Origin of the sequence: Pseudoalteromonas sp. JSTW (assembly GCF_013423925.1) — a bacterium.
In the GTDB taxonomy this organism is placed as follows: Bacteria; Pseudomonadota; Gammaproteobacteria; order Enterobacterales; family Alteromonadaceae; genus Pseudoalteromonas; species Pseudoalteromonas lipolytica.
Genome location: NZ_CP058972.1, coordinates 1,400,995 through 1,417,361, shown reverse-complemented (window position 1 = coordinate 1,417,361; position 16,367 = coordinate 1,400,995). Strand labels below are relative to the sequence as shown.

Below are 16,367 nucleotides of genomic sequence, written 5' to 3'. Positions count from 1 at the left end.
CTGAGTTAACTTTACATCACTGCCATTTCGTCACACACTTAAAGTTATCTTGAACTGCCAAACAATAACAATGAAAAAAATACTCTTTATTTGTGCTCTATTAAGTGGCGTGCTGCTGTTCGGTTGCGGCTCTGAAGATTCTCCAAAAGGTGAAAAGAACACACCAGGAAACACAGCAACCTTATATTTCGATGCCCTTTATAATCAAAAAGATTTCGATCTTGCAATGCAATATGCCACCCCTAAAATGGCGCGCATTATGAAATCTTACGGCACAGCAAGCCAATTTGCGCGTAACCTTATTAATATGCAATACGATGAAGTCGTGATTGAAGTCGATATGACAAATATGAGTCTACGCGAACAGTACGGTGATAAAGCGAATATAAACCTAATATTTACCGGCTACTTTAATGGTAAGAAAATAGATGATATGCGCAGTGTTCAAATGATACGTAAAAAGAGCAATTGGTATATCGAAAAAATTAATCCAGACCCATTTGCACGATAAATGTCTCGTCCTAAAATACGTTGACGGTTTTAATTGAAGGCCAGTAGCTTTTGCTCCTGGTCTTTTTTATGCACTTGGTTTGGGGTTTCCATGCCTAAACTCAAATGCGGCCTCATTTCATTGTATATTACTATTGATTCTTCGACGAGTTCACGTAGCTCTTTCAGATTTTGGCATTTATAGAGTAAGAATTCTTGCTTCAATATGCCATTAATGCGCTCCGCCAATGCATTTTGATAGCAATCATAGCCATCGGTCATCGATGGAGTAATGCCATTTTCATTAAGCTTTACTTGATATACCCGTGAGCAATACTGTAACCCTCTATCTGAATGGTGAATCGTACTGCATTGATACTGACGATTAGCGATGGTCATATCTAATGCCTTAACCACATCTGTCGCCTTCATTTCATCACTGAGTTCATATCCCATAATTTTGCGACTATACGCATCAGTTACCAGCGATAGATAGTGAACACCTTGCGTTGATTGAACGTAGGTTATATCACTTACAAATACCTCTTCTGGCCTCGATGGTTGTCTATCTTTAAGCAAGTTAGGATGCTTTTTCATCCAATGTTTACTAAACGTCGTTTTTGTATAACTACGCTTAGGTTTAACCAATAAATGTTCACTTTTTAAGTAACTAAAAAAAGCATCTCGACCTAAACTTATACCTTGCTCTATGAGTTTGGGTTTCAGTAGAAAATATAATTTCCTTCCACCTAAACGCGGCATAAAGCGTCGTATTTCCAATACCATCGCTTTAACTGGTGCAAGTTCAATAGCACGCAATTTAGCTCTGCTCTCTCGTTGATATATTGCTTGTCTCGTTATCCCAAGCAGCTTGCAAGCACGTTCTAAGCTAACTATTTTTTGCTTTTGAAGGCTTCTTGCTCCTTGGCAATATACTTTTTTCTAAGGTTTGTCCCATGCTCAGCGTCAAGAATATTAACCACTTCATTGAGTAACAGGTTACGTAAGTGCTCATCTTCGAGCTCTCGTTCGAGACGCTTGATTTTTTGTGCGGGGCTTTCTTTGGCTTTAGGTGATTTAGGCATAGTCATCTTAGGTGATTGAGTCCAATCCATCTTACCGTGTTTTCTCAACCAAGTAAGCACAGTTGAGCGACCTTGTATGCCATAAATTTTTTGGGCTTGTTTATAAGTCATATCGCCTTTTTCTACAGCGTCGACAACTTGTAATTTAAAGCCTAATGAATAATCTCGTTGTGTTCGTTTGATCGGTGTATTATTTGACTTGGTCATAATAAGTCCTAAATGTGTAAACACATTTCAGGACGAGACAAAATAACGTTTAAAAAAGCCTTGCTCTTGCAAGGCTTTTTTATGCTATGAGCTACAGCTCACCGGTGGCAAAGTTATCAACAGCAATGGCTCGTTTTCGCAGCGCATTTGCTTCATTCATTCGCTCAACAACCGTGTCGTTAATCAAGTTTTTCTCTGCCGCCACCGCTATCGCATCTTCTAGCTCTAAATTACGGCCAATGGTGCCCTCTTTTTGCCACTTGCGCAGCTGCTTGAAGTCTTCATGAGTATCAATCATCGCCATAAAGGCATTTTCCATCACACCCGTCCCAGCATTCTCATCTACATAGCACAAGTGTGTTAACCTATCTCTGAACACACCAGGCTTACTCATGTGCTCACACATAGTTTGCGCCAGCTCATCACTTGGGCGGTGATAATGGTTGCCTAATGGAAACACAATACGTTTAAGTAAAAAGTTCACTACAGGGTTTGAGAAGTTTTTGAAAAAGCCATCAAATGCTTGGCCAATACTAAACAGTGAATGTTCTACTGCGTATTGAACAAACGGTAAATCGGCCTGTTGACGCCCTTCATCTTCGTAACGTTTAAGTACACAAGAAGCTAAATACAGGTGGCTGAGAACATCGCCTAAGCGTGCTGAAATCATTTCTTTGCGCTTTAACTCGCCGCCTAAAACTAACATCGCTACATCGGTGCAAAACGCTAAGCCTCGGCTCATGCGCCCTAATTGCTTATAATACACAGAAGTGGCACCACTCACAGGCGCTTTGGCAAAATAACTACGCGTTAAACCGTGTACAAAAGCCATCCCCGCATTACTCCCAGCAAACAAAATATGCTGTAGTAGTAGCGCGTCGAACTCTTTTAACGCTAAGTCGTGATCTTCCATTGCAGCAGCTTCCATTTCTTTAAGTACAAATGGATGGCAGCGGGTTGCGCCCTGACCAAAAATCATTAAATTACGGGTAAGAATATTAGCGCCTTCTACCGTAATAGACACTGGGATCCCCATATAACCATGAGCTAGATAGTTATTAGGCCCGACTTGAATTCCCTTGCCTGAATGAATATCCATTGCGTCGTTCATTACTGTACGACCCATTTCTGTCATATGGTATTTGGCAATCGCAGTGACTACCGAAGGGCTCAATTTTAAATCAATGGCTCCTGCGGTCATGAGTCGAGCAGACTCAAGCGTGTAAGTTAACCCGCCGATGCGTGCCAAAGCCTCTTGCACTCCTTCAAATTGACCAATAGAGACACCAAACTGTTGACGAACAGTGGCATAGGCAGATGTCATCCGTGAAGCTAAATGCCCGGTTGCTGTGCTTAAGGCGGGTAACGAAATACCGCGGCCTGCGCTTAAGCATTCAACCAACATACGCCAACCTCGTCCTGCACCCTGCTTTCCACCAATAATCCAATCAAGCGGAATAAATACATCTTTACCGTACGTGGTGCCATTCATAAACGCCATATTCAATGGATAGTGGCGCTCACCTGTTTGCACGCCTTCGTGGTCGGTTGGAATTAACGCACACGTAATGCCCAGCTCTTTTTTATCACCTAGTAAACCATCGGGGTCATACATTTTAAACGCGAGCCCCAACACGGTCGCAATCGGTGCAAGCGTAATGTAGCGTTTCGACCAGTTAAGTTTTAAACCGATGACTTCTTCGCCATTAAACTCACCTTTACACACGACACCCGTATCAGGAATACTCCCTGCATCTGAGCCGGCCTCAGGTCCTGTTAATGCAAAGCATGGCACATCATCACCTTTTGCAAGGCTTGGTAACCAACGCTCTTGCTGCTCTTTTGTACCGTAATGAAGCAGTAATTCTCCCGGTCCTAAGCTATTAGGAACCATAACCGTCACAGCGGCTGTTAGACTCTTAGTGGCAATTTTAGACACAATGGTCGAGTTAGCAATTGCCGAAAATTCACGACCACCAAACTTCTCTGGAATGATCAGTGCAAAGAAACCTTCTTTTTTCAGGTAATCCCATACTTCTTTAGGCAGGTCTTTATCTTTTTGAACAATTTGATAATCGTCGAGCATTGCCAGCAAGGTTTCTACTTGCTCAGCTAAAAATGTACGTTCTTTTTCGCTCAACTCAGGCTTGGGAAAGCGATGTAGCTTTTGCCAATCAGGGTTACCACTAAATAACTCACCATCCCACCAAACATCACCCGCTTCCATTGCTTCGCGTTCTGTTTGAGATAAAGGCGGTAATACCCTTTTAAACATACTAAATGTAGGTCGCGTGATCAGGTTTATGCGAATATCTTTCACAGCAAAAATCACAATCACAGCAACCAGTAACAGAATAATTACAGTAGTCATTGTGCAATCCTTTTATTTTAATCAACTGCCTCAAGTATGACTGATCGTGCCATAAATACAACGTGTCAAATCGTAACGGTGACTCAATTCGGCTCTTCGCTTGTTCTTTTTTTCGACACTGCTATTATGCCACTACCATACTAAAACTACTGACACATCAGAGCTCAGCCAGTAGTTCGATAACAATAACATTCTTTAGGGAAAAACTATGAAGACTCCATTTAAGCTCAGTGTGAGTGCTGTAATGGTCGCAAGTGCGTTGGCACTTTCTGGCTGTAACGACGAAGCGCCTACTGCGAAAACAACGACCACGCAAACACCACCCCAAGCAACAGCACAAGATGCAGATAAATTTATCGCAGAAACAGAAAAAGAATTAAGTGCACTGTTTTTAGAATCGAGCCGTGCTGAATGGATTTACGCAAACTTCATTACTCATGACAGTGCTGAGTTATCAGCAGAAGTTAATCGAAAAATGACTGAATCGGTTGTGCGACTCGCTAACGAAGCAGCCAAGTTTGACAGTATAGAGCTTGATTACGATGCGCGCCGAAAACTCGATAAACTAAAGCTAGCTCTCACATTGCCTGCACCTCAAGATGCAGCAAAAACTGCTAAGTTATCACAGCTTGTGGCTGAACTTGGCGGTATTTATGGTAAAGGGAAATATTGTAAAGAAGAGGGAAATTGCTTAAGCCTAGGTGAAATGACCGCCAAAATGGCCACCAGCCGAGACTACAACGAACTACTCGATTTATGGCAAGGTTGGCGACAAGTATCAAAACCTATGCGCCCGTTGTATGAACAACAGGTTGTGCTAACCAATGAAGGCGCTAAAGAACTAGGTTACGCAGATACAGGTGCAATGTGGCGAAGCAAGTACGATATGCCTGCTGATGATTTTGCCAAAGAACTCGACCGTATTTGGGGTCAAGTTAAACCACTTTACGAATCGCTTCATTGTCACGTTCGTGCAAAACTGGGTGAACAATATGGTGAAGATAAAGTACCCCAAGACCAACCAATCCCAGCACACCTATTAGGTAACATGTGGGCACAAACGTGGGGCAATATCTATGATGTTGTTGCGCCTGAAAACGCAGATCCTGGTTACGATGTGACAGCATTGCTTGCTGAACACGATTACGATGAACTGAAAATGGTTCGCGGTGCAGAAAAATTCTTTACATCAATGGGATTCGCACCACTTCCTGACACGTTCTATGAACGTTCATTATTTATAAAGCCTCGTGATCGTGATGTGTTGTGTCATGCCTCTGCATGGAACATCGATAGTAAAGACGATTTACGAATTAAAATGTGTATTCAACGCACAGGCGAAGAATTCTCAACTATTCACCACGAGTTAGGGCATAACTTTTATCAACGTGCCTACAACACTCAACCGGTTTATTATCAAGAAAGTGCGAACGATGGTTTCCATGAAGCAATTGGCGACACCATTGCCCTCTCGGTAACGCCGGGTTACTTAAAAGAAATAGGCCTGTTAAATGAAGTGCCTGATGAGTCTAAAGATATTGGGCTATTAATGAAAATGGCTCTTGAGAAAGTCGCCTTCATTCCATTCGGCCTGCTTGTCGACCAATGGCGCTGGAAGGTATTCTCTGGCGAAGTAACACCTGAAAACTATAATAAAGCATGGTGGGAGTTACGTGAGAAATATCAAGGTGTGCAAGCGCCAATCGCTCGAAGTGAATCAGACTTTGATCCCGGTGCAAAATACCATGTTCCAGGTAATGTGCCTTATACACGTTATTTCTTAGCCCATATTTTACAGTTTGATTTCCACAGAAGCCTTTGTGAAATTGCGGGCAACGAAGAAGCCATCCATCGCTGTTCTGTGTATAACTCTAAAGAGGCTGGAGAGAAACTAAATGCAATGCTTGAAATGGGCTCGAGTCGTCCATGGCAAGAAGCACTTGCAACCATTACCGGTAAAGAACAAATGGATGCCACTGCAATCTTAGATTACTTTGCACCATTACAAAAATACCTTGATGAACAAAATAAAGACCGTAAGTGCGGTTGGTAAACAACCTAAAGCAAAAAGCCCGCATATGCGGGCTTTTTCATATCATCAAATAAATGATTAGAACTGCAGGCTAACGTTTGCGAAGTATGCATCGTAATCTGAGTCATCCCAGTTGTTTGCATAACCCACTTTTAAGCCCACATTTTTGTTGAAATAATGTTGAGCACCAAAGCTGTAATCATCTTCTTTGTTAAATGTAACAAATGCCGATGTTGCTTTTGAGAAATAGTAGTTAGAACCTAACTCCCATGAACTACCTGCATTATCAGTATCAGAGATAGTCCCTTCAACCGTTAAGTAATTACCTTGTTTAAGGTCCATGAAGTACTTCGCATTCACTGCGCGATAATCAAAGTCATCATCCGCTGTTAATGTGAAGCCCACGTAATCTGTGCTGTTTAGCTGGTGATTGTACTTAAGATCAAACATCACCGAATTTTCACCGTCTTCAACGTCGATGAATGTCGCTTTTAACAGTAGGTTCGGATTAAAGAAATAACCCGCAGATACGTTAAATACATCTGTGCTCGAACCATAGTCATAATTGTTATAGCCCGCACCAAATACGAAATCTTTTACAAAGTACTCACCGCCAAGACCCGTCACATCACCAAAGTCATCATCAGCATACGAACCATACACGTTGGTTGTTTTGTTGATGTATTCAAATTGATCATACGGACCTAATGTCGTCTTTGGAGCAAAGTAGTAAGTTGAATCAACACTCACAGTGTCGTTGCCATCGGTGTCCATGTACCCTAAATGGCTAATTGATTGATAACTATCCGCAGCAGTCGCGGCAGTTGACAGAAGCATACTTGAAATAATAACTGCTAACTTTTTCATAAACAGATTTCCCTATTAACATTGTTTTATTGCTATTAAAAACTAGCCTGTTGGCTAATGTGGGCACATGCTAACGTGAGAAAACTGAACAACAACTTAACTAAGCATTTGTTTTTACTATACTAATTGTAATAAAGTGTCGGTAAATGTAAAGAAAAAGTTGGCTTAAACGGATGTTCAAAGCCCCCTTTTTCTAGAAAAGAACAAGCAGTTCAGTACCTTATATAGAGAATTGGCTTATAATTTTATAAACTTCATTAATGTTATCTCCGGCTTTAAAGTCTTTAGTGATTGGTGTTGGATCTGACCCAACCCAAATTTTCAACTCCGCATCTAAATCAAAATGACCGGCACTTTCCTTACTAAACTTGGTGATTTTTGAATAAGCAATACTCAAAATTTCCATTTTAGAACCAGTAACACCTTGTTTATCAATAAGGATTAGTCTTTTATTGGTAAAGATAAACATATCGCGTACAACCTTGTAGGCTTTTTGTACGCTTTCTCCTTCAATTAATGTATTGGCAATTAAATGCTCTAAGTCACTGTTATCGACTTCGCTTGCATTCCCCATTAACCCACTTAATAGACCCATGATTAGCTCTCCTTATTAAATATTTGATTTTCAAGTGTATGACCATTAACCAATTGGCGATAGTGCCAACCTTGTTGATAACAAAAATGAAGAAGATTGATATCAAATGGGTCAGCGCCTTTTTCAAACTCTATAACATATTCTTTTGATTGACTCATATAGACATGGTTGACCTCTGGCAAACTTGATAGTTTGGTCTCTACCCCGTCGTATAATTGACTCAGTTGCAAAGTGATATAATGTTTGTTGTCCTGACTTGTTGAACGAGCTTGATGCTCGCTTAACACACCTTGGTCTAAATGCAGCACTTGAGAGCATAAACGCTCGAGTTCAGTTAAATCATGCGAGCTCAAAATAAAAGTCGCTTCATTGCTAAGTGTACTGACAAGCTCGCGCACTTCACGCGCATGAATCGGATCAAGGCCAGCGGTTGCTTCATCTAGCATCACGATTTCAGGTGTGCCTATTAATGCTTGCGCAATTGTGACGCGCTTGCGCATGCCATGCGATAAATCATCAGGGCGCTGTTTAGCTACCTCAGCCAAACCAACCAGCTCAAGTACGCGTGCGGTTTCTTTGTTGCGTACCGCATTGCTTAAGCCTTGTAATTGACCATAAAAATTAAGTTGATGGGCAATGCTAAAGCGCGGGTCCAGTTGAGCATCTTGTGGTAATGCAGTGAGCTTACCAAACAAGGCCGCACTGCCCGGTTTATGGCCCATTACCGATAAACTTCCTGCGCTAGGTAAAATGTAACCACAGAGCAAACTAAATAGCGTTGTTTTACCGGCTCCATTTGGCCCAACCAATGCCACTGGTGCCCCTTTACTAATTTCGAAACTGACATTATCGAGCGCGCGTTTGCTGCCATAATTTTTCGATAGACCTTCGCCACGAATTAATACGGTCATAATGAACTCCTTGCAAAAATACGCTCAGCCACAACTAACAAAACAGCTGTCTGCAGCAAAGGTAAACCGACACCTAACATCAGCCCTGCCCTTTGCCCTGCCATAAGGTCAATTTGATAACCTGGAAACAGATAATTTAACACCTCAAAAATAGGCCATTGCCAGCTTAAAAGACCAATAATAATGTTCCCTGCTGCAAAAAATAAAATAGCCAAAACAAAGGATAATCGCGCAGAACGTGCAAACGTATTTAAAAAACTCATTAACGCGATAAATGGCATAACGGTGATCACTAAATGCAGTAATAAAACAACACTGCGGCTAAGCCCAGATACAAATAAGCTCGGCTCTCGGTACGCTAACATCGAAACAGTGGCCATTAAGGTCACAAATAAAAGTACGGTGAGTATTAATAACTGCCCTAAAAAGCGACCTATAATTATTTCGCTACGCGTCGCTCTCAAGGATAAAAAGCGCAGTGTGCCGCGTTGTTTATCTCCCACGGTTTGGTCACTGCATAAAAATAAACAAAAACCAGGAAAACTAAACAAAGCAATAAGCCAATACACCGCAAGCTCTGATTCTGGCCAATCGAGAAGTTTACTAATTCCGATAGCACCAAACATTTGCCTCGCAAAATCGGCAAAATCTGGCGAACTTATTAAACTAACAGATTGCGCTATGGGGTAGCGTAAAATTAATAACCAACAAATGGCAAATGCGGCAACGGCTAGTAACCCTCTTTTGGTTAAAAAGAGTCTTACAAGCTCAAATTGTGCAATTTGCGCAAGGCGTTTAGGATGTAACTGCGTCACTCATAATCCTTAATGAATTTTAATATTTAATTTACACTAAGGTGAAACAGCTTGAATTACCAGAAAAAAAGAGCCGATAAACGGCTCTTATGTAACAAAGTATATTTTCAAGTTAGAGGTGCTGCTCATAAATGGCGAGTGCTTGATCTAAATCGGCTAGCAAATCAGCCACATCTTCTAGGCCTATATGTAAACGTATCACAGGGCCTTGCGTCCAACCTGTTTCAGAACGCAGTCCTTTCATGGTTAAGTTTGCCGTGACGAGGCTTTCATATCCTCCCCATGAAAAGCCCATTTTAAAATGCTGTAAGCTATCTAGAAATGCATCAATGGCTTGCTGATTACCTACTTTCATTACAAATGAAAACAAGCCATTACTGCCATCAAAGTCACGCTTAAAGAATTCATGCCCTGGGCATGTTTCGAATGCAGGATGGCGTACATGATCAACCAATGGGTGGGTTTCAAGCCATGTTGCAACGTCAATTGCAGCTTGCTCATGTTGTTTTAATCTCACAGCCATCGTACGAAGGCCGCGCAATGCTAAATACGCATCATCTGCTGAGGTACATTGACCCAATAAATATGAGTTTTCTCTTAATGTTGGCCAATATTTTTTATTTGAAACCGCCACACCCATCATTACATCGGAGTGACCAACAATGTACTTTGTTGCAGCTTGAATACTGATATCAACACCGTGCTCAAGTGGGCGATAATGCAAACCGTTCCCCCACGTATTATCAAGCATGGTCATCACACCACATTCGTTTGCTTTAGCAACCATCGCTGGCACATCTTGAATTTCCATGGTGATTGAGCCCGGCGATTCTAAAAATAGCACGCGGGTGTTGTCTTTTATAAGCGCACTAATGCCCGCGCCAATGCCTGGTGGGTAGTAAGTGGTTTCTATGCCCAAGCCCGCCAGTATTTTATCGCAAAAGTCGCGTGTCGGCTCATAAGCCGTGTCGACCATTAAAATATGATCACCCGTTTTTACAAACGACAATAAAGCGTTACTAATAGCCGCAGCGCCTGATGGATAAAGCGCACAGCCTTCGCCACCTTCAAGTTCAGCGATGGCTTCTTGTAATGCAAAGTGTGTTGTTGTTCCTCGTCTGCCATAAAACAGTGTTTTATCACCCCGTTTTTTTGCTGCTTCTTTTAACTCTGCAACTGAGTCGAATACCACCGTTGACGCACGTTGCACTACCGGGTTAACAACGCCTTGCGTATAGGCTTTCTTACGCCCTGCAGAGACGAGTTGGGTATTTCTATTTATCTTTTTCATTTGTTTTCCAATCTGCTTTACAGGTTGCGCCAGTGCTCAACCAAAAATCGTGAAATAGAATCTTGTCGTGTTAGCTTAAGGTGATTGCCTTGTTCATGCCATTGCCCAAATTCATTAAGTTCAGCACGACTAAACCATCTCGCATCGTCTAATTCGTCTTTATCAACTAAGATATCTTCTGACACGGCGGTTGCCATAAAACCAAACATTATAGAGGAAGGAAATGGCCACGGTTGAGAGGCAATGTATTGAATCTCTGTCACCTCAATCCCCGCTTCTTCCATTACTTCGCGTGCAACGGCTTGTTCTAACGTTTCGCCAGGATCAACAAATCCAGCAAGCGTTGAATAAACCCCTTCGGGCCAACTGGCTTGGCGACCTAGTAAACAGCGCTCAACGCCATCAGCAAAGGTTTTTGTTACAATCATAATAACGGCAGGATCAGTGCGCGGGAATGTTTGATGTTGACAGGTTTGATTTTCACATAAGCGTGAATGACCCGCTTCAACCATGTTATTTTCATGACCACATCGACCACAAAAACGATGCGTTGCATGCCAAAAGCATAAACCTCTGGCAAGGGCTGCAATAGAGCCTTGTTTAAGTTCAACTTGAGGGCCTAACTTGCGAATATCAACAAATTCAGCACCATCAAGTACGGGAGCTATTACCGATTCTGGAACGTCACTTACATCCAATGCAAAATGAGCAATGTCCTGCTCATCAAGGCCAAGCAAAATGCCTTTTGATAAGTCTAAATGATCCACTTGCGATAACCGTAAATAACATACTTGCGGCGTATCTTTTACGAATAAACTTTGATTTTTATTAACCAATAACCAGCGGCTTTGCGAATTTATTTGTGCCTTTAGCCACTTAGGATCTTTGCGACGATTTGATGCACGGTCCAATGGCATTTGAGAGTAATTCAGCATGACGTTCCTTTGAAATAATTTACATCTTCTACTCTAACCATTTAAAGAAACTACGTTTTAGTATCCTAAAAAGGTTCGTCTACGAAATTACCATAAGCTGATGATAAACCCAATTTATAACGGGCATAAAAAAAGCCCAAATGGGCTTTTTTATGCTCTCTCACAATTTTACAAGCTCGCTAGGTGTGCCTGTAATTTTTGGTTTTCAGCCTCTATGTGCTGATAAAACGCTAAATCTTCTAATTTACTTGCAGCAGCTTTATCGATAATAATCACTGCATCTTTGTGTAGCTGCAATGCTGATGCTGGGCATTTCGCCATTAATGGGCCTTCAACCATCGCATGTACAGCATCGGCTTTACTTTCACCTGTTGCTAGCAGCACCACTTTTTTAGCGTCGAGAATGGTGCCAATCCCCATCGTAATTGATAAATGAGGCTGGTATTCGCCCTCAGCAAAAAAACGCGCGTTATCATCTATCGTTGCTTTAGTCAGTGTTTTAACACGTGTGCGTGATGCAAGCCCTGACGACGGCTCATTAAAGCCAATGTGACCGTTACGACCAATGCCCAGTAATTGCACATCGATGCCGCCCGCATCGACAATTTTTTGCTCGTAGTCTTTACACGCAACCAAAGGATTCTCTGCATCCCCTGGCGGCACATGCGTATTGGCTTTATCGATATCAATATGATTAAACAGCTGCTCATTCATAAAGTATCGGTAACTTTGTGGATGCTCACCTGTTAAACCTAAGTATTCATCTAAATTAAATGTTGTCGCTTGGCTAAAGGAAATATCACCCGCTTTATTTTTAGTAATGAGTTCTTGATATAGCGCAACAGGTGTTGAACCTGTTGCGAGACCAAGTACTGACGCTGGCTTTTTTAATAATTGTTTTGCAAAGATGTCAGCACCATAGGCTGCGACTTGTGCGGCATCATCAAGAATCACTATTTGCATATCGATTAGCTCTAATTTTAAGTTGGAAAAAAATGGGATCTAAAACCCAACCACACGTGCAATCTAATTGGGTTTTAGATCAAGCCACTGCCAGGATACGGTACAGTGACTACAACCATTATGACAACGCTGTCATTATCACTTTTAGATTTAAGTTTGTAAAGTAAAAGTGAATAAAAAATAACTGTTTTCGACAAAAAATGGGGCTATTTTGTCATACACTCACGAAAATTTTGCGGCGGTACATCCAATGTAACACCAGCATTTGAACGGCCAGTAATGCAATAACACTCATTAAAGGCTGCCATATTTCTGGTGTTGAGCGGATCACTCCACCAAACACACTTTGGCTTACATAGCCCCAATTCACCAAACTTGATGCCAAATAAATAATAATTGAATTAGCACCAATGATCACAAATGGATACGCTGCTCGCTGGCCTGGCAGAATATCCACCAGCGCGTAAAACACAGCAAGTAACATCGCACTCCAGCCAACAGTGACCAATACAAACGAACTCGTCCATAATTCTTTATTTACCGGAAAATGTAAGTCCCATAACCAGCCTAAACACACACAGATAACCCCTGAGGCAAACAGTATCACCGACATTTTCCATTCACCCATTTGCTGAGCTCGGGCAATAAGTTGGCCTGCAAACACACCGATTAAAGCATTAACAATCGCTGGAACATTCGACAGCACGCCTTCTGGGTCAACGACACGGTTTTGATAGCTAATGCCTGGTAATAAATGTGCATCAAACCATGCATTCCAACTCCTCGCTGCAGATAAGTCCCCTGCACTGCCACCGGGTACTGGCACAAAGCACAAAAGGACCCAATAACCGACTAAAATAGACAATGCCGTGATAACTTGAGTACGCAGACTCGTGTGCCACACTAGCATGGCACAAAAAAACCACGCGATCGCAATGCGACCAAGTACACTGGCATAACGGATTTCATCAAGCGCCACAGGCATGCCTGTGCCCCAACCATGATTATACAAAATCCCTAATAGGCACAATAATAACAAACGCTTAGCTGCCTTACGGTAATACACTTTACGCTCATCCCAACTTAAGTGGTCAATGCGCTTCGGTGCAAGCCCCATAGCAACGCCTGATAAGAAAATAAATAACGGGAAAATTAAGTCATAAAAAGTAAAGCCATGCCAGGCACTGTGCACAGTATGTGCTTCAAATACTTTCCAGCCAGTCCAGCCTGTTAACACAAATAGCGCTGCGAATATCGACTGACCACCTAATATCCAAAACATGTCCATGCCACGAAGCGCATCTAATGAGGCTAAACGTTTTTTTGTAGGGTGTGTTGTTGTCATGTTATTACCTCGAATACAAAAAGCCCCGCGATACAACGGCGGGGGTTTTTACCAGGGAAGTTAATTACAGCGCTTTACCAGCAATAAAAGTAGCTGTCACACATTGATGCTCATCAAGTACGACAAAATCGGCATCATAGCCTTCTAGTAAGCGGCCTTTTTTCTTTAAACCGAGGTACTGTGCAGGATACAGTGACGCCATGCGTAATGTTTCCGCTAAACTAACATCTAAGGTATTCACGGTGTTTCGCACCGCGCTTGCCATGTCTAATACACTGCCCGCCAACTCGCCCGTCGTTGAATTTAAACGATCACCTGTTCGAATTACTTTTCGACCATCAAAAAAATCAAATTCCATATCATTTGTACCCACAGGTGGCATCGCGTCTGTGACTAACATGATTTTCCCACGTTGCTTGGTACGAATTGCCAACTTGGCTGATGATGGGTGTACATGGTGACCATCAACAATCAATCCGCACCAGCTGTTATCATCCCAAAGCGCGGCACCAACAACACCAGGCTCTCGAGAAGTAAACGCTGACATAGCATTAAATAAGTGTGTAAACCCATCGGCTCCCGCTGCAAGTGCTGCATTCGTTGTCGCAAAATCAGCATTCGTGTGACCAATAGATACTTTTACACCACACTCGATTAAACGAGCAATGTCGTCGGTACTGACACTTTCAGGTGCCAAGGTCACCATTTTTATACCCAAGTCTTGACGTGCATAAATCGCAAATTCTTGTTCTGTTATTGGTCGAATGAATTGCTCACTGTGCGTGCCTTTTTTAGGGAATGATAAATGTGGGCCTTCAAAGTGTATTCCTAGTACCCCAGGTACCCCCTCAGCAAGTGCTTTGGCTGTTGCATCAGCCGCCATCGCCATTACTTCGACTTTATCGGTGATCAAGGTGGGCATCAGTGCCGTAGTGCCAAATTGACCATGTGCTTTCGCTATTCGGTCTAAGCATTCTGTTGTTTGCTCAGCATTAAAGAAGGCACCGCCTCCTCCATTCACTTGTACATCAATGAAACCCGGAGCGACTAAGCCATCTAATTCAATCGCATTATCAACAGCATCAACAAATGTCATCACCCCATTTGCAACACTAAAAAAAACATTTTCTAAAAACTCGTCACCGGTAAACAATGACGTAGCATGATAAGTAGCCATTACAGAGCAACCTCTTGATTTTGTTCGAGCACTGATTGTTGTGCGAAATACACAGCGCCCATTTCTGGTGGCTGAATAGGCGCTTCTACGCGTTTTGCTATCTCAGTATCAAGCCATTTATTAAGGGGCTCTGCTAGGCCACCAATCATCGATAACCGAGGAGGCTTATTTTCAAGTAAACGGTGCGCTAATTTACTCACATAATCAGCACCATCTTGAACGATAGCAGTGGCAACCGCATCGCCATTATTAGCAGCGTCAAACACATAGCGCGCTAGTTTTGCATAACTACTTGAAGGCTGTCCCGACATTTGCTCAACAATACCCATCGCATTTTCAGCAGAAAAATGTTCAGTAATCACTCTTGTTAAGCTCGTTGAAGGCCCTAAGCCATCTAAATTAAGTAATGCGGCTTTAATTGCTTCTAAGCCCATCCATGCGCCACTTCCTTTGTCACCTAACGCAAAACCGTGGCCACCAAAGTTAGTCGTGCGACCATTTACGCATGAAAAACCACATGAGCCAGTGCCTGTGATAATAACAGCGCCATCACTGCCCTCATGTGCCCCTATACACGCGGTGTGTAAGTCGGTCGTTAAGAACATTTGTTTGAATGGATGATCCCATTCCATAATTTTATCGTAAAGGCTCGGAAGATTTACACCCGCTAATCCTAAGCCAGCATAAAGTTGATGAACCGTTTCAAGGGGTAATCCCGCGTCTCGAAGCGCAAGCTGTGTGGAAACCATGATTGATTCAAGTGTGCGTTCCAAACCATGTAATGGATTCGCTGGACCACCCAGGCCGGTTCCTAATACACCCTGTTTAACAGAGTAGATAGTTGCTCGACATTTCGTTCCGCCACCATCAATACCAATAAACAACTGGTCCTCACTCACACTCTTCGCCATCATTTAACGACCCCTAACCTTCGTTTAGTTTTTGTCTCAATCGCACTTTTTTTCTTATCTGAATGCGAAATCATCTCGACCCATGTTGATTTAATGTTACACAACAAATGACAGCGTTGTCATTATATTTTTTATAAAAATTAGCATTAGTTTCATATTTATTCATAATCCACTGAATTAAATAGCTTTATTTAAAGGTAAGAAATTTTAATTCTCCACCAAGGATGGCTGATAACGCTTTCATTCACACCTTTTTTGGCATAAATCTGGTTTTGACAAACCACGTTTCCTTTATTTGTAATCAGTGTAACTCATGTTAGCTTAGCTGAAATAATACTTTATTTAAATATTTTATTTATTATGGAATAATTTT

14 protein-coding genes are annotated in these 16,367 nt (G+C 42.1%); 2 read left to right on the top strand and 12 right to left on the bottom strand.

What is annotated here, in order from left to right; all coding sequences use genetic code 11:
- The first annotated feature begins 70 nt into the window (after positions 1-70).
- Positions 71-511 carry a hypothetical protein gene (locus GZH31_RS06550; RefSeq protein WP_036969320.1) on the top strand — a complete coding sequence of 147 codons (441 nt, stop codon included), beginning with the start codon at positions 71-73 and terminating at the stop codon, positions 509-511.
- A gap of 29 nt (positions 512-540) precedes the next feature.
- Here the strand turns inward: GZH31_RS06550 and GZH31_RS06545 are convergent.
- Together GZH31_RS06545 and GZH31_RS06540 are read right to left on the bottom strand one after the other, a co-directional pair.
- Positions 541-1,781 (bottom strand): IS3 family transposase gene (locus tag GZH31_RS06545; RefSeq protein ID WP_374027183.1). Its coding sequence is split into 2 segments (ribosomal slippage): positions 541-1,424 and positions 1,424-1,781, totalling 1,242 coding nucleotides; the frame shifts between segments, so codons are not numbered across the junction.
- A gap of 91 nt (positions 1,782-1,872) precedes the next feature.
- On the bottom strand, positions 1,873-4,152 hold the full coding sequence (locus GZH31_RS06540) for an acyl-CoA dehydrogenase (RefSeq protein ID WP_180311501.1): 2,280 nt from the start codon (positions 4,150-4,152) through the stop codon (positions 1,873-1,875).
- 208 nt (positions 4,153-4,360) lie between these two features.
- On the opposite strand from GZH31_RS06540, the gene GZH31_RS06535 reads away from it, so the two are divergent.
- The gene (locus GZH31_RS06535; protein ID WP_180311500.1) at positions 4,361-6,205 is read left to right on the top strand and encodes a M2 family metallopeptidase; all 1,845 of its coding nucleotides are present in this window, start codon (positions 4,361-4,363) and stop codon (positions 6,203-6,205) included.
- 57 nt (positions 6,206-6,262) lie between these two features.
- Here GZH31_RS06535 and GZH31_RS06530 read toward each other — a convergent pair whose 3' ends face one another.
- The 10 genes from GZH31_RS06530 to nagK all read right to left on the bottom strand — a co-directional run bounded on the left by GZH31_RS06530 (position 6,263) and on the right by nagK (position 15,997).
- Positions 6,263-7,051, bottom strand: coding sequence for a putative porin (locus tag GZH31_RS06530; RefSeq protein ID WP_036969325.1), 789 nt, complete (start codon positions 7,049-7,051; stop codon positions 6,263-6,265).
- A gap of 220 nt (positions 7,052-7,271) precedes the next feature.
- Positions 7,272-7,646: a PH domain-containing protein gene (locus GZH31_RS06525; protein ID WP_036969326.1), complete on the bottom strand. Its 375-nt coding sequence runs from the start codon at positions 7,644-7,646 to the stop codon at positions 7,272-7,274.
- Positions 7,647-7,648: 2 nt separating this feature from the next.
- Positions 7,649-8,557: an ABC transporter ATP-binding protein gene (locus tag GZH31_RS06520; RefSeq protein WP_065979344.1), complete on the bottom strand. Its 909-nt coding sequence runs from the start codon at positions 8,555-8,557 to the stop codon at positions 7,649-7,651.
- A complete protein-coding gene (locus GZH31_RS06515; RefSeq protein ID WP_036969330.1) occupies positions 8,554-9,372 on the bottom strand; it encodes an ABC transporter permease in 819 nt (272 codons plus the stop codon). The genes GZH31_RS06520 and GZH31_RS06515 overlap by 4 nt, the downstream gene beginning before the upstream one ends.
- Positions 9,373-9,484: 112 nt before the next feature.
- Positions 9,485-10,663 (bottom strand): cystathionine beta-lyase, encoded by a 1,179-nt coding sequence (locus GZH31_RS06510; protein ID WP_180311499.1) that lies wholly within the window; start codon positions 10,661-10,663, stop codon positions 9,485-9,487.
- Positions 10,664-10,680: 17 nt separating this feature from the next.
- Positions 10,681-11,598 (bottom strand): NAD(+) diphosphatase, encoded by a 918-nt coding sequence (gene nudC, locus GZH31_RS06505; RefSeq protein ID WP_036969334.1) that lies wholly within the window; start codon positions 11,596-11,598, stop codon positions 10,681-10,683.
- 168 nt (positions 11,599-11,766) lie between these two features.
- Positions 11,767-12,561 carry a glucosamine-6-phosphate deaminase gene (gene nagB / locus GZH31_RS06500; RefSeq protein WP_180311498.1) on the bottom strand — a complete coding sequence of 265 codons (795 nt, stop codon included), beginning with the start codon at positions 12,559-12,561 and terminating at the stop codon, positions 11,767-11,769.
- 214 nt (positions 12,562-12,775) lie between these two features.
- Positions 12,776-13,906 (bottom strand): transmembrane glucosamine N-acetyltransferase NagX, encoded by a 1,131-nt coding sequence (gene nagX, locus GZH31_RS06495; RefSeq protein ID WP_180311497.1) that lies wholly within the window; start codon positions 13,904-13,906, stop codon positions 12,776-12,778.
- 64 nt (positions 13,907-13,970) lie between these two features.
- Positions 13,971-15,083 carry an N-acetylglucosamine-6-phosphate deacetylase gene (gene nagA, locus GZH31_RS06490; RefSeq protein ID WP_036969341.1) on the bottom strand — a complete coding sequence of 371 codons (1,113 nt, stop codon included), beginning with the start codon at positions 15,081-15,083 and terminating at the stop codon, positions 13,971-13,973.
- On the bottom strand, positions 15,083-15,997 hold the full coding sequence (gene nagK / locus GZH31_RS06485) for an N-acetylglucosamine kinase (RefSeq protein WP_036969344.1): 915 nt from the start codon (positions 15,995-15,997) through the stop codon (positions 15,083-15,085). The genes nagA and nagK overlap by 1 nt, the downstream gene beginning before the upstream one ends.
- Positions 15,998-16,367 lie beyond the last annotated feature (370 nt).

Coding starts and splice junctions, on each gene's coding strand:
- GZH31_RS06550 (WP_036969320.1), top strand. CDS start 71: ATGAAAAAAATACTCTTTATTTGTGCTCTATTAAGTGGCGTGCTGCTG.
- GZH31_RS06540 (WP_180311501.1), bottom strand. CDS start 4,152: ATGACTACTGTAATTATTCTGTTACTGGTTGCTGTGATTGTGATTTTT.
- GZH31_RS06535 (WP_180311500.1), top strand. CDS start 4,361: ATGAAGACTCCATTTAAGCTCAGTGTGAGTGCTGTAATGGTCGCAAGT.
- GZH31_RS06530 (WP_036969325.1), bottom strand. CDS start 7,051: ATGAAAAAGTTAGCAGTTATTATTTCAAGTATGCTTCTGTCAACTGCC.
- GZH31_RS06525 (WP_036969326.1), bottom strand. CDS start 7,646: ATGGGTCTATTAAGTGGGTTAATGGGGAATGCAAGCGAAGTCGATAAC.
- GZH31_RS06520 (WP_065979344.1), bottom strand. CDS start 8,557: ATGACCGTATTAATTCGTGGCGAAGGTCTATCGAAAAATTATGGCAGC.
- GZH31_RS06510 (WP_180311499.1), bottom strand. CDS start 10,663: ATGAAAAAGATAAATAGAAATACCCAACTCGTCTCTGCAGGGCGTAAG.
- nudC (WP_036969334.1), bottom strand. CDS start 11,598: ATGCTGAATTACTCTCAAATGCCATTGGACCGTGCATCAAATCGTCGC.
- nagB (WP_180311498.1), bottom strand. CDS start 12,561: ATGCAAATAGTGATTCTTGATGATGCCGCACAAGTCGCAGCCTATGGT.
- nagX (WP_180311497.1), bottom strand. CDS start 13,906: ATGACAACAACACACCCTACAAAAAAACGTTTAGCCTCATTAGATGCG.
- nagA (WP_036969341.1), bottom strand. CDS start 15,083: ATGGCTACTTATCATGCTACGTCATTGTTTACCGGTGACGAGTTTTTA.
- nagK (WP_036969344.1), bottom strand. CDS start 15,997: ATGATGGCGAAGAGTGTGAGTGAGGACCAGTTGTTTATTGGTATTGAT.